The sequence below is a fragment of the Novosphingobium sp. genome (genome assembly GCF_032093395.1).
In the GTDB taxonomy this organism is placed as follows: domain Bacteria; phylum Pseudomonadota; class Alphaproteobacteria; order Sphingomonadales; family Sphingomonadaceae; genus Novosphingobium.
The window spans coordinates 24,978-50,119 of record NZ_DAMDBA010000016.1 but is presented as its reverse complement, the minus strand read 5'-3'; the positions used below and the strand labels follow the sequence as shown (position 1 = coordinate 50,119).

Here is a 25,142-nt window from a genome sequence, read left to right as displayed (position 1 = left end):
GGAGCCGACCATGAGCAAAGCCGTCCTGACCCTCGGTGCGGCGATCCTGTCGGGCTTCTCGCTTTCGGCGGGGGCGCTAGCGCAACCCGCCGGTTCGCTGCTGATCTGGCCGGTCGGCCCGGTGATCCAGGGCGACGAACCGGCCGCCGCGCTCTGGCTGGAAAATCCGGGAAAGGCGCCGATCACCCTGCAAGTGCGGGTCTATGCCTGGGACCAGCGCAATGGCGAGAACGTCTATGCGCCGCAGCAGGACATCCTGGGCACCCCGCCGATCCTCAGCATCGCACCCGGCGAACGGCAGCTCGTGCGCCTCACTCGCCTAGTGCCGCCGCCCAGCCAGCCGGAGAAACCCTATCGCGTGGTCGTGGACCAGATCCCCACCGCCGACGCCGCGCAGGGAGCGGCGGCCGGAGCCGCGGTGACCTTTCGCATGCGCTACTCACTGCCGCTGTTCTCCTACGCCAAGGCCGAAGGCGGACGGAAGCAGGCGCCGCCACCGCCGCCCCACCTGGCATGGCGAGCGGTCTCGGAAGGGAGCGGCCGCTTCCTGGAAATCCGCAACACCGGCAGCGGCCATGCGCGGCTCAGCGATGTGGTTCTTTCGGGCAGCGGCAAGCGGCTGAACGAGGGCCTGTTCGGCTACGTCTTGCCCGGTGCCACGATGCGCTGGCCGTTGCCGGACGGCGTCGATGCTCAGGGCGAACTCTCGGCAACGCTGAATGGAAAGGGATCCGCCCGCATCGAGCGACTGCCCGAGTGATCGGGCGGAAGCTTCGGGAGGACATAACAGGGTCGGAATGAACGGGAATGTCAGCCGCCGCCCCGTCGCGGGCACCACCGACATGGATATCGAACAGGAGCGGCCTTCCGGCGATGACCGCGCTGGCGGGGCTCATCCTGGCACCGGACTGCACGGCCGCCCCGCTCGCATCGCTTGCTGCCGTCCCAGCCGACGCGGTGTTCTCCGACCTGCCGCCGCCGCCCGACAGCGTGGACTTCGACGCCGACCAGCGGCTGGAACTGGCGCTGATCGTGAACGGCATGGATAACGGCGTCACGGCTTCGGTCCTGAAGCAGGGCGCGCGCTTTCAGGTAAAGGTAGCGGACTTGCTGCGCGCGGGCATGATCGTGCAGTCCGCCGATGACCTACTGTTCCTCGACAGCCTGGACGGTGTGGCGGCGGATTACGACGCGGGCCGCCAGCAACTCCTGCTCACCGTGCTGCCCAGGTACCTACCCGCCCAGACGATCGGCCAGGGGGACCGCGTGTTCCGCCCCGCGATGCGCGACATGGGCGGCCTGCTCAATTACGACGCCTATGCCACTGGAGGTGTGGGCGGAGGCGGGGGCATCCCCTTCCAGGCCTCGCTCTGGCACGAAGCACGGCTGTTCGGCCCGGCGGGCGTGTTCTCCACCACCGGCGCGCTGCGCACGCGTTCCGGCTTCAGCGCGGGCGGCGCCTACATGCGCTACGACACCTACTGGCGCTGGTCGGACGAGCGCAGCATGACCACCGTGGAGGCGGGAGACGTGATCACCCGGTCGCTGTCCTGGGCTCCGGCGGTAAGGCTGGGCGGCGCGCAAGTCTCGCGCGATTTCTCGGTCCGGCCCGACGTCATCACCTATCCCCTGCCCGAGTTCGGCGGCAGCGCCACGCTGCCCTCCACCGTCGATCTGGTGGTCAACGGGCAACGTATCGCCGGCAGCCGCGTCAATCCCGGCCCTTTCGCGCTCGATACCCTGCCGCCGATCACCGGCAGCGGGCAGGCGAACCTGATCGTCACCGACGTTCACGGTCGCAGCGTCGTCACTTCGGTGCCGTTCTACGTCAGCAGCACGCTGCTGCGACCCGGTTTTACCGACTATTCCGCCGCCGCCGGCGCCTTTCGCCGCAACTACGGCCTGCGCAGCTTCGACTATGGCGCGCTGGCCGCCACCGCCTACCTCCGCCACGGCCTGACCAGCGCCCTGACGCTGGAACTGCGCGGAGAAACGACGCAGGATCTGCACCTCCTCGGCGCCGGGGCCGTGGCCCGGATCGGCAACCTGGGCGTGGTCAGCGCGTCCTACAGCCGCAGCTTTGGTACTGGGACAGGCGGCGAACTGTCGGTCGGCTACGAATTCCAGGCGCGAACCTTTTCCATCGGCCTGCGCCACACCCGGCACGACCGCGACTATTTCGACCTCGGGCGGCTTGAGCGGGACGAACGCGGCTGGGAATACGATCAGGGTGGCGGGCAAGGTGGCGGCCAGGGCGTCGGGGTCCGCGACGAGCCGGGCCGGGAGCGCGGCTGGGAACGCCAGACCGCCGCCACTGCCAGCCTGGCGCTGGGCAGCACCGGCACCCTGGGCGTGGGCTATTTCGACCTCAGGCAGGAAAACGCCCGCAACGCGCGGCTCGCCAATCTCTCGTGGACGCTGCCGCTTTGGGGCCAGAGCCGTCTCTACGCCACGCTCTCACGCACATTTGCGGGCGGCGTCGGCAACCGCTGGTCCGGCGCGCTGACACTGACCGTTCCCTTGGGCAGCGGCAACGTCAGCGGCGGGGTGACGCGGGACGATCGCGGCCGCACCGGCCTGCGCGCGGACTACACCCGTCCGATACCCAGCGAAGGCGGCTTCGGCTGGAACGCCAGCGCCTATAGCGATTCGGGCGAGAAGCCCTACTTGCGGGGCGACCTGGCTTGGCGCACCCAGCCGATCCAGCTTCGCGCGGGCGTTTACGGGCGGGGCGACATGACCGGCTGGTTCGGCGCCAGCGGCGCGCTGGTGTTCATGGACGGCGGCCTGTTCGCCGCCAACCGCGTCACAGATGCATTCGCGCTCGTCTCCACCAATGGCGAGGCGGGCATTCCGGTGCGCTACGAGAACCAGGTGATCGGCAGGACCGACCGCAACGGACAGCTTCTCGTCCCCACCGCCAGCGCCTGGTATCCCGCCCACTACGACATCGACACCCTGTCCCTGCCGCCCAGCGTCCAGGCCGACCGGGTGAGCCAACGCGTGGCGGTGGCCGCGGGCAGCGGCTATGTGGTGCGCTTCCCGGTAGAGCGCGTCGCTGCCGCGCGCGCGGTGATCGTGGACGCCGCAGGCCAGCCGCTCCCGGCCGGAACCGTGGCCGTGCTCAACGATAGCGGCAAGACCTACGTGGGCTGGGACGGCATGCTCTACCTCGAACGCGTGGCGGCGACGAACACCCTGGACATCGTCCTGAGCGAGGGAAGGCATTGCCGGGTCCGGTTCGCGGCAGGCGATCCGGGAGACGGGATTCTGGACCTTGGAACTCTGACATGTCCCTGACCCGCCTGCCCCTGAACCGCCTGTTCTCCGCCCTCGCCATCCTGCTCGTGGCGATGCTCGCGACCGATCGAGCCGCCGCCTGCACGGTCTCTTCCACCAGCACCAACCTCGGCAGCGTCAGTTCCTACACTGCCGCGAGCACCGCCCAGCAGGGCAGCGGCTCAGCAGGGCTGCAATGCGACGTCACCCTGGCGCTGCTCGCCACGCACTACGTTGCCTTCCGCGTCGACGCCTCGACCTTCCTGCTCACCGGACCGGGCGGCAAGACGGTCCCTTTCGTCGCTTCGCTGACGCAGAACGGCACGCCCCTGACCACCGGGGTCTTGCAGAACCTGTCCTCCACGACACTGCTGACGCTGTTCGGCGGCACCAACAATTCGATCCCCATCTATTTCCGCACCACACCCACCGCGGCACTTCCCGCCGGCACTTACACCGGGTTCCTCGACGTGCGCTGGTACTACTCGGTCTGCTCGGTGGGGGTGGCCGTGTGTCTCAGCTACTCGTCCAGCCCCGGCCTGGTACGCCCCGGACTTGGCACCGCCATCAACTGGGGCACCGGAACGGCGGTACGCATCACCGTCACGCTGACCGTGCAGAACGACTGCATCATCACCGCCCCCGCCGCCGCGTTCGGCTCGGCGCCGCTGGTGGGCAGCTTCAACCCGATCACCCGGACGATCCTGATCCGGTGCAGCGCGGGCACCGCCTACACGGTCGGCCTCGACGATGGCAGCAACGCCTCGGGCGGTGTGCGGCGGATGCGGGCGGGAACCACGGCCAACTACCTGCAATACGAAATCTACAAGACCGCCGCCTCCACCGAGCGCTGGGGCGCCACCGGCACGGCCCGGCGCGCCAGCGCCACGGCGGACGCGAATGCCGGGGTCTACGATTCGCTCACGTCCCAGAGCTATACCTATCGCGCGGCGATCCTCACGGGCCAGACCACTCCGCCTGGCGGCGCCTATACCGACACGATCCGCATCGACGTCGCCTTCTAGGGTCTACGGGGCGGCACCACGGCGATCCAGCCGTCGCCAATGCGCCGGAAATCCATGCCCTCCACGGCAAAGCCCTGTTCGCGCAGACGGGCGCCGACTGCCGCCGCGTCGAACCGGCCCTTGCTGTCGTGCTCGCCCCAGAACACCGTGGGACATGCGGTGGCGACGGCGCGCGATCCGGGAGGCGCCAGCCGGAAGCCGAAGCTATCCGCCACGTAGCGATAGGCGAAGGGCACCACATGCGCGTTGTCGCGCGGCAGCATCGCCATGACCTCGTCGTTCCAGTAGGGATCGGTGTGCACGACCGTGCCGGGGCATCGCGCCACTTCCTCGGCAATGGCGTGGCCGGTGGAAAGCCAGCTGACCCGCTCCGCCGCCAGCGGCACGTTGTGGGCCAAGGCCAGGGCCGCCGCGCCCAGCGCCGCCGCCAGTGCCGCTATCCGGGCGCGCGGAGACAGCGCCTCCAGCAAGCGCCCGGCGGCCAGCGCAAGGCCCACCGAGACGGCAGCGACGATCGCCATCAGGTACTTCTCGATCAGGATCGGCCGCAGGAGATGCAGGCCCACCAGCCCGATCGCGGCCAGTACCGTGCCGACCACCAGCAATGCCAACGCGCCTGCCTCTGGACTCCGTTTCCGTTGGACGAACACGTCGCGCACCAGCAGCACCGCACCCGCCAGCGCGCCGACGAGGACCACCGGGTTCGCCTCCAGCGTGCGCAGCAGTGCCCATTCCATAGACCAGCGCGCGGAATCGAAACCGGGCGCGATCCAGAACACCGTGGTGTTGGAGAGCCAGACCGGCAACTGGATCGCGGTGACGGCCACGAAGACCAGCCCCGCGACCACCACCGGAACGCCGATCGCGCGCGCCTGCCGCCAGTCCCGCCGCAGCACCGCCGCCAGCAGGAACGGCAGGGCCAGGGCCGCGGCGGCCAGCGAAGTGATGATATGGGTATTGAACGCCAGCAGCGCCGAGAGCCAGAAGGCCGCCTGCCGCCCGGCCGAGCCCGCCTGCCCGCTCAGCCTTATGGCGCAAAGGCCCAGCGCGAACACCCCGCCCGCGCAGAGCGACAGGAAATAGGAGCGGAGTTCGCTGCCCGCGATCAGCGACCAGGGATTGGCCGCGAGTTCCAGCACCAGCAGCGCCGCTGCCGGAGCGAGACGCGGCACGTCGCGCACGATCGCCGCGCCTCCCGCCAGCGCCAGCGCGCCGAGCGCGACGTTAAGGAGGCGGTGGTGCGGGATCGATCCCAGCCATGCGCTCGCGCGGGCCAGGATGTAGTAGAGCGGCGGATGGTTGTCGGCCAGCCAGCTTTCCCGCAACGCATGGCCCCAGGGCAGGCCGGGGCGCGTGACGTATTGGGTATAGAACTCGTCATACCAGGGCCCGCGTTGCAGGCAGGTCCAGACCAGCGCCGCGCCCAGCAGCACGATGCCCGCGAAAGCCACTATTCGAAGGGAGGAACGCGCCAAGGAACAAGCTCCGCTGTTTGCGCCGACCCTTACTCCAGGCCGCACGCCGATCGCTTTAGGATGGCTTGGCGAACGAAGCGTTAACCGCGCAACCCGTGCCGACAAGTCGTTGAACGGCAGGCGGACAAGGACCGGCGAGCAGGGTATAGGCGCGTGAACACTTCCTTGTCATTCAACCGATATTTCAGGCTGCGGGAACCGGAAACCGGCGTAAGTGTTCTGCACATCGCCATGGTTGCGCGGGGAGCCGTGGCGCAGTCCTTCACAGGACTTATGACGGGGATCGCGCGCAGGCGCACAGGAGGTGGGGTCGATGAAGCACGGCGAGGATTTTGCCGCAGGGTTCCTGTCCCACGGCGGAGACCTCGCGCGCCGTATCGCCGTGCATGACTGGGCCGCCACCCCGCTCGGCCAGATCGCATCCTGGCCGTCCAGCCTGAAACAGACGGTGGGGTTCATGTTGCCCTCGCCCGTGCCGCTCGTGCTGCTCTGGGGCGAAAGCGGCGTCATGATCTACAACGACGCCTATTCCCGCTTCGCGGGAGGCCGCGACAGCCGTCTGCTGGGCTCCAACGTCCGCGACGGCTGGGAGGAAGTGGCCGACTTCAACGACAACGTCCTCAAAGTGGGCCTTGCCGGTGGCTCCCTCAGCTATCGCGACCATGTGCTGACGCTCCACCGCGACGGACGGCCCGAGCAGGTCTGGATGAATCTGGACTATTCGCCGATACCGGGAGACGACGGCGCCCCGGCCGGGGTGATCGCCGTGGTGGTGGAAACCACCGAGGCCCACGCCGCGCGCCTGGCGCTTCAGGAAAGCGAGACGCGGCTGCGCTTCCTCGACGATCTCGGCCGGGCCTTGCGCGATTGCCGCAATGCCGACCAGATCCTGGCGATCACCACCCGCATGACCGCCGAACACCTCGACCTGTCGAACTGCGCCTATGCCGACATGGACGAGGATGGCGACGGCTTCACCATTCGCGGCGACTGGAACGCGCCGGGCTCGCCCTCGATCGTCGGCCATTACAAGCTGTCTGCTTTCGGCGTCCGCGCGGTGAGCGAGCTGAATGCCGGACGGCCGCTGATCATCGCCGACAATCGCGCCGAACTCGCGCCCGAGGAAGCGCGCACGTTCCAGGACATCGGGATCACCGCCACCGTCTGCATGCCGCTGGTCAAGGAAGGCCACCTGATCGCCCTGATGGCGATCCACGACCGCAAGGCGCACGACTGGAGCGAATACGAACTCAGCCTGATCCGCGAAGTGACCGAGCGTTCCTGGGCGCACGTCCAGCGCGTCGGTGCCGAGGGCCAGCTTCACGAACGCGAGGCGTTCAACCGCCAGATCCTGGACAGCGCGATCGACTACGGCATCGTCGCCACCGATCCCGAAGGGCGCATCACCCTGTGGAACGCGGGGGCCGCCGCCATGCTGGGCTGGACCGAGGCGGAAATGCTCGGCCAGCCCATGGCCACGTTCTTCACCCCGGAAGACCGCGCGCTGGGCCGTCCCGCCGCCAAGCGACGAGAGGCTCTGGCAACCGGGCGCGCCCATGATGCGCGCTGGCACTTGCGCAAGTCCGGGCAGCGGTTCTGGGGTCTCAGCGAGATGACCCCGCTTCGCGATGCCGCTGGCGAGGCGATCGGCTTCGTCAAGCTGATGCGCGATCGCACCCCCGAGCACCGCGCGCAGGAAGCCCTGAACCAGAGCGAGGAACGACTGCAACGCGCGCAAAGCGCGGGACGCGTCGGCCTGTTTTCCATCGATATCCTGGCCAACAAGATCGACGGCACCGGCGAGTTCTGGCGCATCTTCGGGATCGAACCCGCCGACGAACCGGAAAACGCCCCTCCGACGGAGCGGATCGAGCAGCTTGTCGTGCCGGAAGATCGCTACCTGATTTCCACCTGGGCGCGACGCCAGCAGGGCAGCACTCCGCTGGACGTGGAGTACCGCATCCGCCGCGCCGACACCGGCGAGGAGCGGGTGATCGCTCGCAAGGCCGATTTCGAGTTCGACCCGGAAGGCCGCCCGGTGCGCATGATCGGCGTGGTACAGGACGTGACGGACCGTCGCCGCATCCAGCGCGCGCTGGAGAAGAGCGAGGCGCAGTTCAGCACGCTGGCGCAGAACATGCCCATCCAGGTCTGGACCGCGCGAACGGATGGCCAGATCGACTGGTTCAACGACCGCGTTTATACCTATACGGGCCGGACCCGCGATAGCCTGGGCTCGGACGGCTGGAACGAGGTCATCCATCCCGACGATCGGCCGGAATCGCATAGGAAGTGGGCACACTCGGTGGCGACCGGCGAGGTCTTCGAAACCGAGTTCCGCCTGCTCGACGACCAGCAGGGCTATCGCTGGCACTTGTGCCGGGCGCTGCCGCTGATCGACGGTCATGGCGAGGTTACGGCCTGGATCGGCACCAATACCGACATCGAGGCCCAGAAACAGGCGGAGGCCGCCTATGCCCAGGATCGCGACAGGCTCTGGTCGATCAGCCGCGACCTCATGCTGGTCTGTGATCACGCCGGGCTGATCACCGCCGTCAATCCTTCGGCCGAACGCATGCTGGGCTGGCACGAGGGCGAGATGCTGGGCCGCCGGATCGCCGCCTTCGTCCACCCGGACGATCGCGCGGCGACGGCCTCGGCGCTGGCCCAGCTGGTGGCCGGATCGGACCCGGCTGCTCCCGATCAGGCAGACACGGCCGCTTCCGAGGATCCTGGCGCCGGCATGATCGCTTTCGAGAACCGCCACCGCACGCGCGACGGCGACTATCGCCTGATCGCCTGGACCGCGGTGCCGGACGGGGGCCGCATCCACGCGGTGGGGCGCGACATCACCGAGCAGCGCGCGGTGGAGGACGCCTTGCGCCAGAGCCAGAAGATGGAGGCCGTGGGCCAGCTTACCGGCGGCATCGCGCATGACTTCAACAACCTGCTGCAAGGCATCACCGGCAGCCTGGACATGATGCACAATCGGCTGGTGCAAGGCCGCACGGGGGAACTCGAACGCTGGTTGCAAGGCGCGAGGACTTCCGCCGAACGGGCCGCCGCGCTCACCCACCGCCTGCTGGCCTTCTCGCGCCGCCAGCCTCTGGACCCGCGCCCGGTCCGCGCCAACCCGCTGATCGCCTCGATGGAGGACATGCTGCGCCGCACGCTGGGCGAGCATATCGATTTGGAATTCGTCCTGTCCGGCGGACTTTGGCAGACCCGCTGCGACCCCAACCAGCTCGAAAACGCCATCCTCAACCTGGTGATCAACGCGCGCGACGCCATGCCCGATGGAGGCAAGCTGACGATCGAGACCGGCAATGCCCATCTCGACGATCATTACGTGGCCCAGCAGCGCGACCTGAAGGCCGGGCAATACGTCTGCATCGCCATCAGCGATACCGGCGTGGGTATGAGCCGCGAGGTGTCCGAGCGCGCGTTCGAGCCGTTCTTCACTACCAAGCCGATGGGGCAGGGCACCGGCCTCGGCCTGTCCATGATCTACGGCTTTGCGCGGCAGTCGGAAGGCTATGCGCAGATTTACTCCGAGCAAGGCGTCGGCACCAGCGTGAAGGTGTTCCTGCCCCGTCATCGCGGTGCAGAGGAGATGGCGGACGCAGAAGGCGGCAGCGGCCACCTGCCCGAGGCGGTAGCGGGCGAAGTGGTGCTGGTGGTGGAAGACGAGGCGGTCGTGCGCGGCCTTATCGTCGAAGTGCTGGACGAACTCGGCTACCATGCCATCGAGGCGGCGGACGGACCTTCCGGCCTGGAAATCCTGCAATCCGGCCGGCGCATAGACCTGCTCATCACCGACATCGGCCTGCCGGGCCTGAACGGCAGGCAAGTGGCGGACGGTGGCCGCACCGCGCGGCCGGGATTGCGGGTGCTGTTCATGACCGGCTATGCCGAGAATGCCGCCCTCGCAGCGGGTTTCCTGGAGCCCGGCATGGCCATGATAACCAAGCCCTTCGCCATGGATGCGCTGGCGAAGCGGATACGCGAATGCATCGAGGATTGACGCCATGATCGAAGGGAGTTCGGACGTGCAGGGCCTGCGCGTGCTGGTAGCGGAAGACGAAGTGCTGGTGGCGATGCTGCTGGAAGAGATGCTGGACGATCTCGGCTGCCGGGTCATCGGCCCGCACGGAACGTTGGCGGAAGCGCTGGCGGCCGGTCGCAGCGACGAATTCGACGTGGCGGTGATCGACATGAACCTGGCGGGCGAGCGGGCCGATCCGATCCTGGCCGAACTGGCCGCCCGGTCCGTGCCTTTCGCCATCGCCAGCGGCGGCGGCCATTGGGACTTGCCCTATGAGCCCGCGTTCATGCTCAACAAGCCTTATACCTTCGCCCAGCTGCAACAGGCCGTGCAGGCTCTGGGCCGGGCGCGCGGCTGAGACGGCGAGAGCGAACGTGAGCGTGAGCGTGCGCGGACCGTCCTCTCCAATTCCGTCATTGCGAGCGTAGCGAAGCAATCCAGGGCAGCCTTGCGCCGCTCTGGATTGCCGCGTCGGCTTCGCCTCCTCGCAATGACGAAGGTAAGGGACAGGGCTCGGCTGGACCTGCCGCGCCAATTGCCATAACCCCTTGCGGACCTTGCCGAGGGCGGGCGTACCAGCAAAGAAAGCGCGAACCCGATGTCGACAGTGCCCTCCCCCGGCTCCGCCCTGCTTCCTCCCGATCGCGGGCAGCGGCTGAAGGCCATCGTCGCGGGCTCCACCGGCAATCTGGTGGAATGGTACGACTGGTACGCATACTCCGCCTTCACGCTCTATTTCGCGCCGCATTTCTTCCCGGCCGAGGACCGCACCGCCCAGTTGCTGAGCGCGGCGGCGATTTTCGCGGTGGGCTTCCTGATGCGTCCGGTCGGCGCCTGGCTGATGGGCATCTATGCCGACCGCAAGGGGCGCAAGAGCGGCCTTACCCTGTCCGTGGCGCTGATGTGCGCGGGATCGCTGCTGATCGCGGTGACGCCTTCATACCGGACGATCGGCATCGGCGCGCCGCTACTGCTGGTGCTGGCCCGGCTGATGCAGGGGCTTTCCATCGGCGGCGAGTACGGCGCCAGCGCCACCTACCTGTCGGAAATGGCGGGACGCTCCCGACGCGGGTTCTACTCCAGCTTCCAGTATGTCACCCTGATCGCCGGGCAGCTCGTGGCGATCTGCGTGCTGCTGGTGCTCCAGGCGCTATTGACCGAGGCCCAGCTTGACGCCTGGGGCTGGCGCATTCCCTTCGTGATCGGCGGCTTGCTGGCGATCCTGGTGTTCCGCCTGCGCCGGGGCATGGCCGAGACGCACAGCTTCGAGAAGGCCCGCGCCGAGAACGCAAGAACGGAAGGCGCGCCGCAATCGGGCTTGCTCGAACTGATCCGCCGCCACCCGCGCGAAACGCTGACGGTGATGCTGCTGACCGCCGGCGGCACGATCGCCTTCTACGCCTATTCGATCTACATGCAGAAGTTCCTGGTCAACACCAGCGGGCTCAGCCGCGAGACGGCGTCGCAGATCAACGGTGTGACGCTGTTCCTGTTCATGCTGCTCCAGCCGCTGGCCGGCGCCCTTTCCGACCGGGTGGGCCGCAAGCCGCTGATGGTGGGCTTCGGGGTGTTGGGCGTGCTCTGCACTTATCCGATCTTCGCCACCCTGGCCGAGACGCGCAACCCCATCGTCGCCGGGCTGCTGGTCATGGCAGGGTTGGTGATCGTGACCGGCTATACCTCGATCAACGCGGTGGTGAAGGCGGAGCTGTTCCCCGCGCATATCCGCGCCCTGGGCGTGGCCCTGCCTTATGCGCTGGCGAATACCCTGTTCGGCGGCACCGCCGAGTTCGTGGCGCTGTCGTTCAAGCAGGCCGGGATCGAGCAGGCCTTCTACATCTATGTCTCGGTGATGATCGGCATTTCGCTGGTGGTATATATCCGCATGAAGGAGACCCGCGATCACAGCCTGATCCTGGAAGACTGAACTACCTGCGTTCCAGCACCGCCAGAACCATCTCGACGAGTTCCCCGATCGGCGCCTGATCCTCTCGCGCATAGAGCGATACGACCATGGGCGGCACCTCGCCCAGCCCTTCGCCATCCCGTCCGCTGAGACGCCGCACATCCTGCCCCCGCGTCACCGAGAGGGGCAGCAGCGACAGCCCCATGCCCGCCGATACCGCCGAGATCACGCTTTGCAGGCTGCTGCCCGAAAAGGCCACGTACCAGCGGCGACCGGCGGCTTCGAGCTGGCGGAACATCGTTTCGCGGTAAAGGCCACCGACCGGAAACGTCACCAACGCCAAAGGATCGCCCGCCTCCACGCCGGGCTCCGGCGCGGCGAACCAGCCCAGCGGCTCGGGGAAGCTGGCGCGGCAATCGGGCGCGGGCCGGTCTTCCTTGACCACGACGATGTCGAACTCGCCCTGCCGGTATCGGGTGGCGAGGTCGCGGCTGAGGCCGGTGACCACGTCCAGCCTGATGCGGCTGTTCCGCGCGGCGAAGCCGGCCAGTCCGCGCGCCAGGGCAGGCGTGGCCAGGTCTTCCGGCAGGCCGATCGAGATCGCCGCCGTCCCCGCCGGATCGCGCAGCAGGCTGCGCGCCTCGGCATCGAGCTGGAGGATGCGGCGGGCATGGCCCAGCAGGCGCTCTCCCAGCGCGGTGGGCCTTACCGGCCGGGCGGCGCGATCGATCAACGGATGCCCCGCCAGTTCCTCAAGCCGGCCGAGCTGCTGGCTGATCGTGGATTGCGTCATACCCAGCCGCTCGGCCGCGCGGGTGAAGTGGCCGGTTTCGACGATGGCCACGAAGCTGCGCAGGAGACGGGGATCGAGCATCCGCCATCATTACCATAATGGATGACGAATATTCCAACATCTAATTTGTGAATGACGCATTCCCTCCGGTACAATCGGTCGGGAAAGGATCGCCTCCATGAAGCTTCTCGCCCCCCTGATCGCCACGCTCCTGGCCACAAGCGCGCCCGCATTGGCGGCCGAACAGGCCGACACGATGATCCGCCACGTCACCGTGATCGACGTGGAACATGCCCGCGCGATCAAGGACCAGGCCGTGGTCCTGCGCGGCCGCGACGTCGTGGCCGTGGGCAAGGACGGCGCGATTGCCCGCGAATGGCAGGCGCGCGACGTGGTTGAGGCGAAAGGGCGGTTCGTGATCCCCGGCCTGTGGGACATGCATGTCCACTTCGGCGGCGGGCCGGACCTGATCGAGGAAAACAAGGCGCTGCTGCCGCTCTATGTAGCCCATGGCGTAACCACCATCCGCGACTGTTCGGGCGACCTGCCGGAGCAGGTTCTGCAATGGCGCGGCGAGATTGCCGGCGGCACTCTGTTCGGCCCGCGCCTGCTGACCTCCGGCGCCAAGATCGAGGGCATCAAGCCGGTCTGGAAGGGCACGATCGAAGTCGGCAGCAAGAGCGATGTCGACGCGGCGCTGGCCCGCCTTCAGGACCGGGACAAGGTGGACTTCGTGAAGATCACCGACAGCACGCTGGACCCGCAACTGTTCCTCTACGCCGTGTCGCAGGCCAAGGCGCGCGGACTGCGGACTTCGGGGCACATTCCGATGGCCCTTACCGTGGGGCAGGCGGTGGATGCCGGGATAAGCTCCATCGAACACCTCGATTATGCCTACAAGGCTGGCGTCAAGGACGAAGCCGCGATCGCCGCCGACTTCGCCGCCGGACGCATCGATCGCGCCGAGGCGAACCGCCGGTTGAACACGGGCTTCGACCCCGCTACCGCCATGGCCTCCTACCGCACTTTCGCGGCCAAGGGCGTCTTCGTGACGCCGACGCTCAACGGCAGCCGCGTGATCGCCTGGCTTGATCAGGACGATCACGCGAACGATCCCTATCTGGCCTATATCGGCCCCAGGCTGCGCAAGACTTACGCATGGCGCGTCGATCGCGCCGCAACGGCGGACGCCGCCGCCATCGCGGCGCGCCATGAGCACTTCGACCGCATGGCCGCCGTTCTGCCGATGCTGGTAAAGGCGGGCACCACGGTGATCGCGGGCACCGATGCGGGTTTCCTCAACTCGTTCAACTACCCCGGCATCGGCCTGCATGACGAACTGAGCCTCTTCGTCGACAAGGGCCTCACCCCGGCGCAGGCACTGTCCGCCGCCACCCGCGCCGGGCCCGCCTGGTTCGGCCAGTTGGACCGCTACGGCGCCGTCGCGCCCGGCAAGGCGGCGGACCTGGTGCTGCTGGACCGCGATCCCCTGAAGGACATCGCCGCCACCCGTGCCATCCACGCCGTGGTGATGAACGGCAAGCTCTACGATCGCGCCGTGCTGGACGGCATGTTGGCGGAAACGAAGGCCAAAGTCGCGGCATGGAATGCGGCGGAACAGCCCGGATCCGGCCAATGATCGAGCGCCTTTTCACCAATGCCCTGCTGCCCGACGGGAGCGCCGCCGATCTCGCCGTATCGGACGGTCGCTTTACGGCGATCGGACCCGATCTGGCCGCGCCCGAGACGGTCGAGCGCGTCGATCTTGGCGGGCAGCTGGTGCTGCCGGGCTTCGTCGACGGCCACATCCACCTCGACAAGAGCTTCTTCGGCGAGCCCTGGCAGCCGCATCGCCCCGCCGCCAGCCTGCGAGAGCGGCTGGCAGTCGAAAAAGCCATGCTGGCCGACGTGCGCCCGGCCCGCGTCCGTGCCGACGTGCTGATCGCGCAGACGGCCAGCCTCGGCACGGTGGCGATGCGCAGCCATGTCGACGTGGACGCCACGACCGGCCTCTCGCATCTCCACGCGGTGATGGCGGCGCGCGAAAACTGGCGGGATCGCGTGGATATCGAACTGGTCGCCTTCCCGCAGGCAGGCATCCTCACCTGCCCCGGCACCGCCGACATCCTGGACGCCGCCATTCGCGAGGGCGCCGAGGTGGTGGGCGGGATCGACCCGGAAGGGATGGACGGCGATTCCAAGGGTCATCTCGAGGTGGTGTTCGGCATTGCCGAGCGGCGCGGTGCCAAGATCGACATCCACCTGCATGAAGCCGGCCTTCCCGGCGTGGCGCAACTCCACCGCATCGCCGCCCGTACCCTTGCGCTGGGCCTCGGCGGCCGCGTGACGGTGAGCCACGCCTATGCCTTGGGCGACGTGGACGAGCCCACGCTCGACGGCGTTGCCCGCGCGCTTGCCGATGCGGGGGTCTCGATCATGACCAATGCGCCGGGAGACCGCGCCTTCCCGCCGATCCTGCGCCTGCGCGAATACGGCGTCCGGGTCTTCGCCGGCAACGACAACATCCGCGACGCCTGGTGGCCCTATGGCAACGGCGACATGCTCCAGCGCGCCATGCTGATCGGCTATCGCTCCGGCTTTTACAATGACGAGGAACTCGGCGTCGCCCTCGCCATGGCAACGACGGAATCAGCCCGCGCGCTCGGTCGCGAAGGGCGCGGCGTGGAAGTGGACGCGGAGGCGAGCTTCGTCGCGCTGGCCGCGCCGAACGCGGCAGCGGCGGTGGCAGCGCCGCCGTCCGGGCGCACGGTCTTTCGGCGTGGCGTAGCGCTCGCCTAGCCGCAGACATTATTGCAGCCTATAGCCGACGCATGGCCCAGACATGCGACTGCCGATGCTGAACCTGACGACCCTGCAACTCTTCATCCGGGTTGCGGAACTCGGCAGCCTGTCGCGCGCGGCGGACGAGGCGAACCTTGCGATCGGCGCGATCAGCCGCCGCCTGACGCAGATGGAGCAGGATCTCGGCGTACAGCTGCTGGTGCGCAACGGGCGCGGGGTGACGCCGACGGCTGCGGGCGATGCGCTGCTGGCCCATGCCATCCGCATCCTGCGCGAAGTGGGGCTGGCCGCCTCGGACCTCTCCGACTACGCGAACGGCCTGAAGGGCAGCGTGGACATCCTCGCCTGCACCTCGGCGATCACGCAGTTCCTGCCCGCCGACCTCGCGGCGTTCGGCCACGCCAACGACAAGATCCGGCTCAATATCCAGGAGGTCTACTCCGCCGAGATCGTCAGCCGCCTCCGCGCGGGCGAGGGACAGGTCGGCGTGATCATGGAAGAGCCCGGTCAGCTCGGGCTCGAAACCTGGAAGTATCGCTGCGACCGCCTCGCCGTGGTCGCCCCGCCGCACTTGCTGTTCGGCACCCATTCGGTGCGGTTCCACGATCTGGCCGAGCACGAATTCGTGCAGATGGGTTATGACACCGCCAATACCCGCCTGCTGGCTCGCGCCGCCGACGAACAGGGCTGGCCCCTGCGCCTGCGCGCCGCCGTGGACAGCTATGACGCGGTTTGCCGGATGATCCAGGCGGGCTTCGGGATCGGCGTGCTGCCCAGCGAGGCGGCCCGGAACTTCATCGTGCCGATGGGCCTCAAGCTGGTCGAGCTGGACGAGCCCTGGGCGCAGCGGCAGATGCTGCTGGCCGCCAACGGCGCCAGCCTGAGCGGCCCGGCCCGGCTGTTGATCGACTTCCTGGTGGAGCGTTCCGCCGGGCGCTGAGAGCCGGGGCGCATGGGCTGGTTGCAACGAGCAAGCCCTGCGCGCCCGTCATCGCGACTTTCGCCTCCATCTCGTCATTGCGAGCGTAGCGAAGCAATCCAGAGTCACGCAGAGCCGCCCTGGATTGCTTCGCTACGCTCGCAATGACGAAAACAGGAGCCGCACTATGACGCGGCGATCCGCAGCGCCATAAACAAATGCGGACCGCACGCTTTCGCGCGCGATCCGCATAGCCGGTCGGGTCGCTCCTCCTCCCCGACGCGGTTGTACTCTTACTTCCCTGCCAGCGCCGCCTGGGCTGCCGCCAGACGCGCGATCGGCACGCGGTAGGGCGATGCGGAGACGTAATCGAGGCCGATCTTCTCGCAGAAGGCGATCGAGGCCGGATCGCCGCCATGCTCGCCGCAGATGCCCAGCTTGATGTCCGGGCGCGTCTTGCGGCCGCGTTCCGCCGCCAGTTCGATCAGTTCGCCCACGCCGTCCACGTCGATGCTGACGAACGGATCGCGGGCGAAGATGCCCTTGTCCACGTAATGCGTCAGGAACTTACCGGCATCGTCGCGGCTGATGCCGATCGTGGTCTGGGTAAGGTCGTTGGTGCCGAACGAGAAGAACTCACCGATTTCCGCGATCTCGCCCGCCTTGAGCGCGGCGCGCGGCAGTTCGATCATGGTCCCCACGAGGTAGTCCACGGTGGCGCCGCGTTCGCTGAAGACTTCGGCGGCCACGCGGTCGACGATCGCCTTCATCAGGTCCAGTTCCTTGGCGGTGGCCACCAGCGGGATCATCACTTCGGGGATCGGCGCTTCGCCGGTCCGGTCCTTGACGATGAGCGCCGCCTCGAAGATCGCGCGGGCCTGCATCTCGTAGATTTCCGGGTAAGTCACGCCCAGGCGGCAGCCGCGATGGCCGAGCATCGGGTTGACCTCATGCAGTTCGGCGGCGCGACGCTTGAGCGTTTCGACGCTGACATTGGCGGCGCGGGCCACGTCCTCGAATTCCGCCTCGGCATGGGGCAGGAATTCGTGCAGCGGCGGGTCGAGCAGACGGATCGTCACCGGCAGGCCGGCCATGACCGTGAAGATTTCCGCGAAGTCGTCGCGCTGTTCCGGCAGCAGCTTGGCGAGTGCGGTGCGGCGCTCGGCCTCGCCCTCGGCCAGGATCATCTCGCGCACGGCGGTGATGCGGGCGGCATCGAAGAACATGTGCTCGGTGCGGCACAGGCCCACGCCCTCGGCGCCGAATTCGCGCGCGGTGCGGCAATCCAGCGGCGTTTCCGCATTGGCGCGGACCTTGAGGCGGCGCACCTTGTCGGCCCATTCCATCAGCGTGCCGAAGTCACCGGCGAGTTCCGGCTGCACGGTGGCCACTTCGCCGGCCATGACTTCGCCGGTGGCACCGTCGATGGTGACGGTGTCGCCTTCCTTCAGGACGCGGCCGTCGATGCGCATGGTGCGCGCCACGTTGTCGATCTGGAGGCTGCCGGCGCCGGAGACGCAGGGACGGCCCATGCCGCGCGCCACCACGGCGGCGTGGCTGGTCATGCCGCCGCGCGCCGTGAGAATGCCACGCGCCGCGTGCATGCCGTGGATGTCCTCGGGGCTGGTTTCGACGCGGACGAGGATCACCGCCTTGCCCTGTTCGGCCAGCTTCTCGGCCGTATCGGCATCAAGCACGATCGCGCCCGAAGCCGCGCCCGGCGAGGCGGGCAGGCCCTTGGTGAGCACGTCGCGCGGCGCTTTGGGATCGAGCGTAGGGTGCAGAAGCTGGTCGAGCGCGGCGGGATCGACGCGGGCGACGGCTTCCTCTTCGGTGATGAGGTTTTCGCGCGCCATGTCGACGGCGATCTTCAGCGCCGCCTTGGCGGTGCGCTTGCCCGAGCGGGTCTGGAGCATCCAGAGCTTGCCCTGCTGAACCGTGAACTCGATGTCCTGCATGTCGCGGTAGTGCTTTTCGAGGATCTCGAACACGCCCGCGAGTTCCGCGTAAGTCTCCGGCATCGCCTCTTCCATCGACAGCGGCTTGGCCCCGGCGCGCTCGCGGGCGGCCTTGGTCAGGTACTGCGGGGTGCGGATGCCGGCGACGACGTCCTCGCCCTGGGCGTTGATGAGGTATTCGCCGTAATAGGCGTTCTCGCCGGTGGCCGGGTCACGGGTGAAGGCAACGCCGGTTGCCGAGGTCTCGCCCATGTTGCCGAAGACCATGGCCTGCACGTTGACGGCCGTGCCCCATTCGCCGGGGATGGAGTTCAGGCGGCGATAGACCTTGGCGCGGTCCGACTGCCAGGAGCCGAACACGGCGCCGATCGCGCCCCAGAGCTGGTCGTGCACGTCTTGCGGGAACGGCTTGTTCCAGAGCTTCTCGACGATCGCCTTGTATTCCGCGACCAGGATCTTCCAGTCGGCGGCGGTCATCTCGGTGTCGAGGTCGTAGCCGCGATCTTCCTTGGCGATGTCCAGCGCTTCCTCGAAGGCGCCGTGATCGAGTTCGAGCACGACGTCCGAATACATCTGGATGAAACGGCGATAGCTGTCCCAGGCGAAGCGCTCGTCACCCGAAGTCTGGGCGAGGCCTTCGACCGTCTGGTCGTTCAGGCCAAGGTTGAGCACGGTGTCCATCATGCCCGGCATCGAGATGCGCGCGCCGGAACGGACCGAAACGAGAAGCGGATCGGCGACATTGCCGAAAGTCTTGCCGGTCACCTGCTGGATATGGGCGATGCCCTCTGCCACTTCGGCCTTCACGCTTTCGGGATAGACGCCGCCATCGTTGTAGTAGCGGGTGCACATCTCGGTGGTGATGGTGAAACCGGGAGGAACCGGCAGACCGATCGCGGCCATGCCGTCGAGGTTCGCGCCCTTGCCGCCCAGAAGGTTCTTGTCGCCCTTGCCGCCATCGTCGACGCCGCCACCGAAGCGATAGACGTAGCGCGTTTCAGTCAAAGCCGTCATGAATGGATCACTCTCGTTTAGGGCAGAGGCCGAATGCGAATCCGGCACTTTGCTGCGATGCGGCGACGTAAATGGCCGGGATGCGGTTAAAGTTCCATGGATAAATGGCAAAGCCGGATTTCACGCTTTGTGAAATCTTGCGTGCATACGTCGTCCCGGACTTGATCTGGGACCGCTGGCAGTTCTTTAGGAGCAAGTGTGCGGAGGGGCGTCCTGCCTGGAGGTGGGCTGGTCATGGCCAGCGGTCCCGGATCAAGTCCGGGACGACGGCTGCTTCGGCCTGGTTTCCGGCATCAGCGCGAAAACGGGCAAAACACAGAGCGCGACCACCGCGATCATCACACCGGGCACGGCGGGCCAGCCGGTGGCCGTCACCAGCAGCTGGGCCGCGAAAGGCGCGAGCCCGCCGAACACCGCCGTGGCAGCCGTGGCGCCCAGCGCAAGGCCGGTGAGGCGACCTTCGCCGGGAAACTGCTCGGCGGTGGCCACGGCGCCAACGGCGCTGACCGCCCCGCCCAGCGAGGCCAGCAGCAGCGCCCCGATCAGCGCGGCGCCGTGCGATCCCTCGCCCATGGCGGCGAAGGCGGCGGCCGGCAACAGCATCGACATCGCCCCGACTCCCAGCAGGACAGGACGCCTCCCGATGCGGTCCGACAGAATCCCGACGAAGGGCGTGACGAAGATGACGACGAAGGCCGCCGCCGTCGAAAGCCACAGCGCCTGGCTCTCCGCCATGACGCCGGATTCGGTCACGAAGGCCGGGACATAGGTAATACCCACGTAGTAAGTGATCGAGCCGAGCGCGGAAATGGCGAAGCCGCGCGCGATGGCCGGTCGGTGGCGGGACAGGACATGCCGCAAGGGGCGGTCCGGAACGCTGCGGCGCAGCACCTGTCGCTCGAACTCCGGGGATTCCTCCAGGGTCGCACGCGCCAGCAGAACCGCGCCGGCCAGCGCCGCGCCGACCAGGAAGGGGATACGCCAACCCCAAGCGTCCAGCGCATCCGGCGCAAGGGTGTGGACCACCATGGCGGATACGCCCGCCGCCAGCAGTCCGCCCAATTCGCTGGCCGCCGCCGCGCACGAGGTGACAAAACCGCGCCGCCGCCGGTCAGCGCCCTCCATCAGGTAGGCGACCACGCCGGTATATTCGCCGCCCACGGAGAAGGCCATGACGCAGCGCAGGGCGAGCAGTAGCCAGCCCGACGCGGCCCCGACCGCCGCATGGGTGGGCAGCGCCGCCGTGGCGAGCATGGCCGCCGTCATCAGCGCCATCGACGCCAGCATCATCCGCCGCCGCCCATGGCGATCCCCGACATGGCCGAACACCGCCGCGCCCAGCGGCCGCATCAGGTAAGCCACGGCAAAGCCGCCCAAGGTCACCGAAAGCGCGTTCTCGCCGCCGCCGAAGAACACCCGCGACAGCACCGTCGCCAGATAGAGGTAGAGCGTGAAATCGTACCACTCGACGATCGTCGAGAAGGCCGCCACGATCATGGAGCGCTTGGTCAGCGGCCTATGGCCTGCATCCTCGTGCGCGTCGTCCACGTGGGCTGTCGTCGGCTCTCCGGTCCGGCGCGTGTCGAAGATCATGCGCGAGATGATAGCCTCCTGATCGAACTTGGCAAATCCGCAGGCCGGCGGTGCCGATTACGTCGTCCCGGACTTGATCCGGGACCGCTGGCGGTGAACGGCCCACTTCTCGGCAGGGGCGTCTTTCCGCAAGGGTGCTCCTAAAGAACTGCCAGCGGTCCCGGATCAAGTCCGGGACGACGGTTCGCTTCGTCGAGCGCCGCCAGCCAGCGCAGGCGATCGGCCTGTGCATCCGGCAGGGCACGATGGGCCGGCGGCCCGTTGCGAGCCGCAGCAGCCTTCTCAAGAATCGCCTCGACCGCCTCCCGAACCTCCTGCCCAGCCAGGATAGCGGCAACCTCCCGCGCGATCATGTCTCCGGTCTTGCGCAGGCGCAGATGGTGCTTGGGGAAACCGACGCTGCGCAGCAGGGCATTCAGCCACTTGGCATCCCACGACGGCGCGCTGGCGTAGAGATCATGTCCCGAAAGCTGCTCCACCATCCGTGCGGCAACCGCATCGTGGGGCTCTCCCTCGCGCTGCAATTGCGCGAGCGAGATGCCGTGGATCGCCTCGGCCTCGGCGTCCCAGTCGGTCCAACCGGGCGCCGGGCGGATCAGGTGGCTTTCGGCGCGGCCATCCGCGAAGACCCAGGCGACCTCGATCGGATAGCTCCGCTTCGCCAGGGACGAGGCCTCGAAATCCAGAAAGACCTTCATACCTCAGCGCGGATCACGCAGAGACGGATCATGGGCCGCCGACATAGGAACCGCGATCGACGATCACTTCGCCTTCGTCCTCGCCGTCCCAATAATGCGCCCGCTCCGCGCCGACGCGGATCAGGACGAGGCCCGGCGTATCCACGCCCTGTTCGAACCAGCGGTCAAGCCCCTTGGTCCAGTGCTCCGCGAACTGCCCCTTGTCGCGGATCAGTTCGGCCTTCCCTTCCACGGCGATGAAGAAGGGGCGCATCCCCAGGATACCGGCCTTACCCTGAAAGCTCAGGCCGACGCGGGGATTTCCGGCGATCTCGGTGACCATGGCGGTGTCCTCGGTGGTGAAGAACCAGGAATCGCCGTCGTATTCCACTTCGCGATTGTTGCTCATCGGCCGCGCGGCGATCGTGCCGCCGGGGCCGTGGGTGGAGAGCATCGTGAAGTCTATGTCCTTCATCTTCTCGGCAAGGTCGGCAAGCGTCTTGCGGGTCATGGCGTTTCTCCCAAGAGTGTCCGGCATGTAACCCGCGACCGGCCAGGATGCTCCCATCCTTAGCGGTCCAGCGATTCCCGCACTTTTGCCGCCAGCGCCTGCATCGTAAAAGGCTTGGACAGCAGTTCGACGCCTTCGCCCAGCCGCCCTTCATGCATGATCGCATCGTGCGGATAGCCCGAGATGTAGAGCACCGCGAGCCCCGGCACGATCTCGCGCGCACGCTGGGCGAGTTCGCTGCCGGACATGCGCGGCATGACCACATCGGTGAGAAGGAGGTCGATCCGGCCCGGCTCCTTGCGCAACAGATCCAGCGCGGCGAAGCCGTCCGCCGCTTCCACCACCCGATAACCGAGGTCGAACAGCGCCCCCACCGCATAACGGCGCACGTCCTCGTCGTCCTCTACGATCAGGACCGTTTCGGAAGCGTGGCCGGATTCGGCGTGATCCTGGTGGTAGCCATGATCCTCCACCGCGCCGCCATGGCAGCGCGGCAGGTGCAGCACCACGCGCGTCCCCTCGCCGGGGCGGGAGGCGATGTCGATGCCCCCGCCGGATTGCTTGGCAAAGCCGTAGACCATCGACAGGCCCAGCCCGGTGCCCTTGCCCACGTCCTTGGTGGTGAAGAAGGGATCGAACACTTTCGCCAGCGTCGCCTCGTCCATGCCGATACCATCGTCGGCCACCTCGATGGCGACGTAGTCTCCTGCCGGCATCTCTCCGTCCTGGCCGGAATGGGTCTCGTTTCGCGCGGTGATCCGCAGCGATCCGCCATCGACCATGGCGTCGCGGGCGTTGACCGCCAGGTTGAGGATCGCGTTCTCAAGCTGGTGCGGATCCGCCTCGACCATCCACAGGCCGCTTTCGCTCCCTTCGACGGCCTCTCCGGCCGTATCGATGGTCACCGAGATCGCTTCGGTGATCGTGCGCAAGAGCAGATCGGACATGCCTTCCAGCAGATCGCGCACATTGACTGCGCGCGGGTCCAACGGCTGCCGGCGCGAGAAGGCGAGCAGCCGGTGCGTCAGCGCGGCAGCGCGTTCGGCGCCTTTCATGGCCTGCTCCAGCGAGCGCCGCATACGCGGATCGGCCGAAGGCGCGGCGCGGCGCGATGCCATGTCGATGCTGCCGATGATGATGGTCAGCAGGTTGTTGAAATCGTGGGCGATGCCGCCGGTCAGCTGGCCCACCGCTTCCATCTTCTGCGCCTGGCGCAGCACGTCCTCGGCATGGCGCCGCTCGGCCACTTCGGCGGCGACGCGCTGCTCCAGCGTCTCCGCAAGTTCCCGCAACGCGGCTTCCTGCTGCTTCGCCAGGGTCACGTCGTAGATGACGCCAAGCAGGCGATAGCCCTTGCCGTCCGCCTCGCGCTGCACTTCGCCGCGCCGCGCGATCCAGCGCGGTTCGCCGTCTTCGCCCCGGCGGATCAGGAACTCACCGGAGAGCGTATCCGGCAGCGCCGCCTGCACGCCTTCGGGGATCAGCGACAGCGCGCCTTCGCTCACGACGGAATTGATCGTCCGCACCGGCAGGCGGTCCGCCGGATGGAGGCCCAGCAGCTTGCAGAATTCGGTGGAGACGGAAACGGTGGCGAAACCGTCGCTATATTCGAACGTCCCCACCCCGCCCGCGCTTTGGGCGATGCGCAGGCGTTCCTCGGTGCGCTTGCGTTCGGTTACGTCGACCAGCAGACCGGTGAAGCGCACGGGTTCGTCGTCCACGTCGAGGTGGCACTGTCCCCGGCCGTGCATCCACAGCACTTTGCCGGCGGTGGTGACGACGCGGAACTCCTTCGAGAACAGCGACGCCCCGGCCAGCATCCCGGCCACGGCGATGCGGATACGCGCGCGGTCGTCGGGATGGATGGCCTTGAAGAACGTGCCGGTGGGGAAGCCCTGGGACAGGTCTTCCGAAGGCAGTCCGTAAAGCTCCGCGAAGCTGGCGTCCAGGAAGAGACGGTCTGCCGCGATCTCCCAGTCCCACGATCCGCTGGCCCCGGCTGCGGCCAGCACGGCCCGGAGCTGCTCGTGGTTCAGCGCACTGCCCCCACTGCCAGCGTCAGGCCCAAAGTCCGGCCCAAAGTCAGGCCCCGCCCCGGCCCCCGTTTCAGGCATCATCGCCCACGACGGAGGCGATGAATTCGTCCAGCAGTTCCTTGAGGGTCGCCAGCGAGGGAATGTCCATCAGCATGGCGATATAGCCGCGGATGTCGCGCATGCGCACGGCGAAATCGATGTAGAGGAACAGCACCAGGCCTTCCTCGGCCCCCGCCTCATCCACTTCGAACAAGGTGGCGCCGTTGCCGCGCAGCACTTCGGGGATGGTCATCGTCAGCGAACGCTTGAGCATGTTCGCCATCGTTGCCAGGCAGGAATTCAGGATCACGTTGCCGGTTTCGGCCAGTGCCTCCTGCTCCATCTCCAGCACTTCCTCGAGGCTCAGCTCGCCGCCGGTCACGGCGCGCACCAGTTCGAGACTGTTGGTTTCCGGAAAGATCAGCAACGCCCGGCCGGAAAAGGGCCCCTTGAAGTCCTGCCGCACGGCGATGAGATCGGCTACCTCCCGCTCGCTGATGAGGCGGGCGGCGCGATGGTGGCTCACCACTTCGATCGAGGGAACGGAAAGCAGCACCTGCTCGCCGATCATCTTGCGCAGGCTGGATGCGGCGCGGCTGACGCCGATGTTGACGATTTCCGTCAGCGCATCGCGTTCGAGTTCGGTGAGAGCGACCTGCTCCGGAATCATGCCCCGGCCGTTCGCAGCTTGAGCGCGGCGCCGGACAGGAAGCCCGAAAGTCCCTCGCTGGTGACCGGCTTGGCGATGAACGCCGCCCCCACTTCGCGAGCGCGGGCGATGATCTCGTCCTGGATGTTGGCGGTTATGATCGCGATCGGCATCTCGGGGCGCATAGCGCGCAACTCGGCCGCAAGTTCCAGGCCATCCTTCTCGCTCATGTTGAAATCGATCAGCGAGACGTCGACGGCTTCCTGCCCGATGACGTCCAGCGCTTCCGCGGCGCTGCCCGCTTCCACCTTGCTCCATTCCGGCTGAAGCTGCGCCAGGGCCTTGGATGCAACGATCCGCGCGAGCTTGCTGTCATCCACGATCATCACGGTAACCGACACGCAACTGCTCCTGTTCTTTG

General features: G+C 67.5%; 18 protein-coding genes. 9 read left to right on the top strand and 9 right to left on the bottom strand.

The features are described 5' to 3' along the window. The first annotated feature begins 10 nt into the window (after positions 1-10). The 3 genes from RT424_RS08440 (at position 11) to RT424_RS08430 (ending at position 4,304) form a co-directional block, all read left to right on the top strand. The gene (locus RT424_RS08440; protein WP_313436285.1) at positions 11-760 is read left to right on the top strand and encodes a molecular chaperone; all 750 of its coding nucleotides are present in this window, start codon (positions 11-13) and stop codon (positions 758-760) included. A gap of 113 nt (positions 761-873) precedes the next feature. Further along, on the top strand, positions 874-3,300 hold the full coding sequence (locus RT424_RS08435) for a fimbria/pilus outer membrane usher protein (protein WP_313436283.1): 2,427 nt from the start codon (positions 874-876) through the stop codon (positions 3,298-3,300). Then, a complete protein-coding gene (locus RT424_RS08430) occupies positions 3,291-4,304 on the top strand; it encodes a spore coat U domain-containing protein (protein WP_313436280.1) in 1,014 nt (337 codons plus the stop codon). Before RT424_RS08435 ends, RT424_RS08430 begins: the two co-directional genes overlap by 10 nt. On the opposite strand, the gene RT424_RS08425 is transcribed toward RT424_RS08430, so the two are convergent. Further along, positions 4,301-5,779, bottom strand: coding sequence for a hypothetical protein (locus RT424_RS08425; RefSeq protein WP_313436277.1), 1,479 nt, complete (start codon positions 5,777-5,779; stop codon positions 4,301-4,303). The genes RT424_RS08430 and RT424_RS08425 overlap by 4 nt on opposite strands. A 313-nt stretch (positions 5,780-6,092) precedes the next feature. On the opposite strand from RT424_RS08425, the gene RT424_RS08420 reads away from it, so the two are divergent. The 3 genes from RT424_RS08420 to RT424_RS08410 all read left to right on the top strand — a co-directional run bounded on the left by RT424_RS08420 (position 6,093) and on the right by RT424_RS08410 (position 11,751). Continuing rightward, positions 6,093-9,803 carry a PAS domain S-box protein gene (locus tag RT424_RS08420; protein WP_313436274.1) on the top strand — a complete coding sequence of 1,237 codons (3,711 nt, stop codon included), beginning with the start codon at positions 6,093-6,095 and terminating at the stop codon, positions 9,801-9,803. Positions 9,804-9,807: 4 nt separating this feature from the next. Further along, complete coding sequence (locus tag RT424_RS08415) at positions 9,808-10,182, top strand: response regulator (protein ID WP_313436271.1); 375 nt, start codon at positions 9,808-9,810, stop codon at positions 10,180-10,182. A 240-nt stretch (positions 10,183-10,422) separates the two neighbouring features. Then, positions 10,423-11,751, top strand: a complete 1,329-nt coding sequence (locus RT424_RS08410; RefSeq protein WP_313436269.1) for an MFS transporter — start codon at positions 10,423-10,425, stop codon at positions 11,749-11,751. A 1-nt stretch (position 11,752) separates the two neighbouring features. Here RT424_RS08410 and RT424_RS08405 read toward each other — a convergent pair whose 3' ends face one another. Further along, a complete protein-coding gene (locus RT424_RS08405) occupies positions 11,753-12,604 on the bottom strand; it encodes a LysR family transcriptional regulator (protein ID WP_313436266.1) in 852 nt (283 codons plus the stop codon). Positions 12,605-12,701: 97 nt separating this feature from the next. Here RT424_RS08405 and RT424_RS08400 point away from each other — a divergent pair, with 97 nt between their 5' ends. From RT424_RS08400 to RT424_RS08390, 3 genes are read left to right on the top strand one after another with little or no spacing between them, the layout of a single operon-like run. Then, positions 12,702-14,162, top strand: a complete 1,461-nt coding sequence (locus RT424_RS08400) for an amidohydrolase family protein (RefSeq protein ID WP_313436263.1) — start codon at positions 12,702-12,704, stop codon at positions 14,160-14,162. Next, the gene (locus tag RT424_RS08395; RefSeq protein WP_313436261.1) at positions 14,159-15,322 is read left to right on the top strand and encodes an amidohydrolase family protein; all 1,164 of its coding nucleotides are present in this window, start codon (positions 14,159-14,161) and stop codon (positions 15,320-15,322) included. The genes RT424_RS08400 and RT424_RS08395 overlap by 4 nt, the downstream gene beginning before the upstream one ends. Before the next feature lie 43 nt (positions 15,323-15,365). Beyond that, a complete protein-coding gene (locus RT424_RS08390; protein WP_313436258.1) occupies positions 15,366-16,265 on the top strand; it encodes a LysR family transcriptional regulator in 900 nt (299 codons plus the stop codon). Positions 16,266-16,537: 272 nt separating this feature from the next. Here RT424_RS08390 and ppdK read toward each other — a convergent pair whose 3' ends face one another. The 7 genes from ppdK to RT424_RS08355 form a co-directional block, all read right to left on the bottom strand. Further along, entirely contained in the window at positions 16,538-19,216 is a 2,679-nt protein-coding gene (gene ppdK, locus RT424_RS08385; RefSeq protein WP_313436255.1) for a pyruvate, phosphate dikinase, read from the bottom strand. 252 nt (positions 19,217-19,468) lie between these two features. Continuing rightward, positions 19,469-20,713, bottom strand: a complete 1,245-nt coding sequence (locus tag RT424_RS08380; protein ID WP_313436330.1) for an MFS transporter — start codon at positions 20,711-20,713, stop codon at positions 19,469-19,471. Positions 20,714-20,949: 236 nt separating this feature from the next. Next, the gene (locus RT424_RS08375; RefSeq protein ID WP_313436252.1) at positions 20,950-21,507 is read right to left on the bottom strand and encodes a transcriptional regulator; all 558 of its coding nucleotides are present in this window, start codon (positions 21,505-21,507) and stop codon (positions 20,950-20,952) included. A gap of 28 nt (positions 21,508-21,535) precedes the next feature. Then, positions 21,536-21,997, bottom strand: a complete 462-nt coding sequence (locus tag RT424_RS08370) for a pyridoxamine 5'-phosphate oxidase family protein (RefSeq protein WP_313436249.1) — start codon at positions 21,995-21,997, stop codon at positions 21,536-21,538. Between the two features lie 59 nt (positions 21,998-22,056). Next, positions 22,057-24,114, bottom strand: a complete 2,058-nt coding sequence (locus RT424_RS08365; protein ID WP_313436247.1) for a PAS domain-containing protein — start codon at positions 24,112-24,114, stop codon at positions 22,057-22,059. Further along, positions 24,104-24,742, bottom strand: coding sequence for a chemotaxis protein CheX (locus RT424_RS08360; protein ID WP_313436244.1), 639 nt, complete (start codon positions 24,740-24,742; stop codon positions 24,104-24,106). Before RT424_RS08360 ends, RT424_RS08365 begins: the two co-directional genes overlap by 11 nt. Beyond that, entirely contained in the window at positions 24,739-25,122 is a 384-nt protein-coding gene (locus RT424_RS08355; RefSeq protein ID WP_313436241.1) for a response regulator, read from the bottom strand. The genes RT424_RS08360 and RT424_RS08355 overlap by 4 nt, the downstream gene beginning before the upstream one ends. Between the last annotated feature and the right edge of the window lie 20 nt (positions 25,123-25,142).

Coding starts and splice junctions, on each gene's coding strand:
- RT424_RS08440 (WP_313436285.1), top strand. CDS start 11: ATGAGCAAAGCCGTCCTGACCCTCGGTGCGGCGATCCTGTCGGGCTTC.
- RT424_RS08435 (WP_313436283.1), top strand. CDS start 874: ATGACCGCGCTGGCGGGGCTCATCCTGGCACCGGACTGCACGGCCGCC.
- RT424_RS08430 (WP_313436280.1), top strand. CDS start 3,291: ATGTCCCTGACCCGCCTGCCCCTGAACCGCCTGTTCTCCGCCCTCGCC.
- RT424_RS08420 (WP_313436274.1), top strand. CDS start 6,093: ATGAAGCACGGCGAGGATTTTGCCGCAGGGTTCCTGTCCCACGGCGGA.
- RT424_RS08415 (WP_313436271.1), top strand. CDS start 9,808: ATGATCGAAGGGAGTTCGGACGTGCAGGGCCTGCGCGTGCTGGTAGCG.
- RT424_RS08410 (WP_313436269.1), top strand. CDS start 10,423: ATGTCGACAGTGCCCTCCCCCGGCTCCGCCCTGCTTCCTCCCGATCGC.
- RT424_RS08405 (WP_313436266.1), bottom strand. CDS start 12,604: ATGCTCGATCCCCGTCTCCTGCGCAGCTTCGTGGCCATCGTCGAAACC.
- RT424_RS08400 (WP_313436263.1), top strand. CDS start 12,702: ATGAAGCTTCTCGCCCCCCTGATCGCCACGCTCCTGGCCACAAGCGCG.
- RT424_RS08395 (WP_313436261.1), top strand. CDS start 14,159: ATGATCGAGCGCCTTTTCACCAATGCCCTGCTGCCCGACGGGAGCGCC.
- RT424_RS08390 (WP_313436258.1), top strand. CDS start 15,366: ATGCGACTGCCGATGCTGAACCTGACGACCCTGCAACTCTTCATCCGG.
- ppdK (WP_313436255.1), bottom strand. CDS start 19,216: ATGACGGCTTTGACTGAAACGCGCTACGTCTATCGCTTCGGTGGCGGC.
- RT424_RS08380 (WP_313436330.1), bottom strand. CDS start 20,713: ATGATCGTGGCGGCCTTCTCGACGATCGTCGAGTGGTACGATTTCACG.
- RT424_RS08375 (WP_313436252.1), bottom strand. CDS start 21,507: ATGAAGGTCTTTCTGGATTTCGAGGCCTCGTCCCTGGCGAAGCGGAGC.
- RT424_RS08370 (WP_313436249.1), bottom strand. CDS start 21,997: ATGACCCGCAAGACGCTTGCCGACCTTGCCGAGAAGATGAAGGACATA.
- RT424_RS08365 (WP_313436247.1), bottom strand. CDS start 24,114: ATGATGCCTGAAACGGGGGCCGGGGCGGGGCCTGACTTTGGGCCGGAC.
- RT424_RS08360 (WP_313436244.1), bottom strand. CDS start 24,742: ATGATTCCGGAGCAGGTCGCTCTCACCGAACTCGAACGCGATGCGCTG.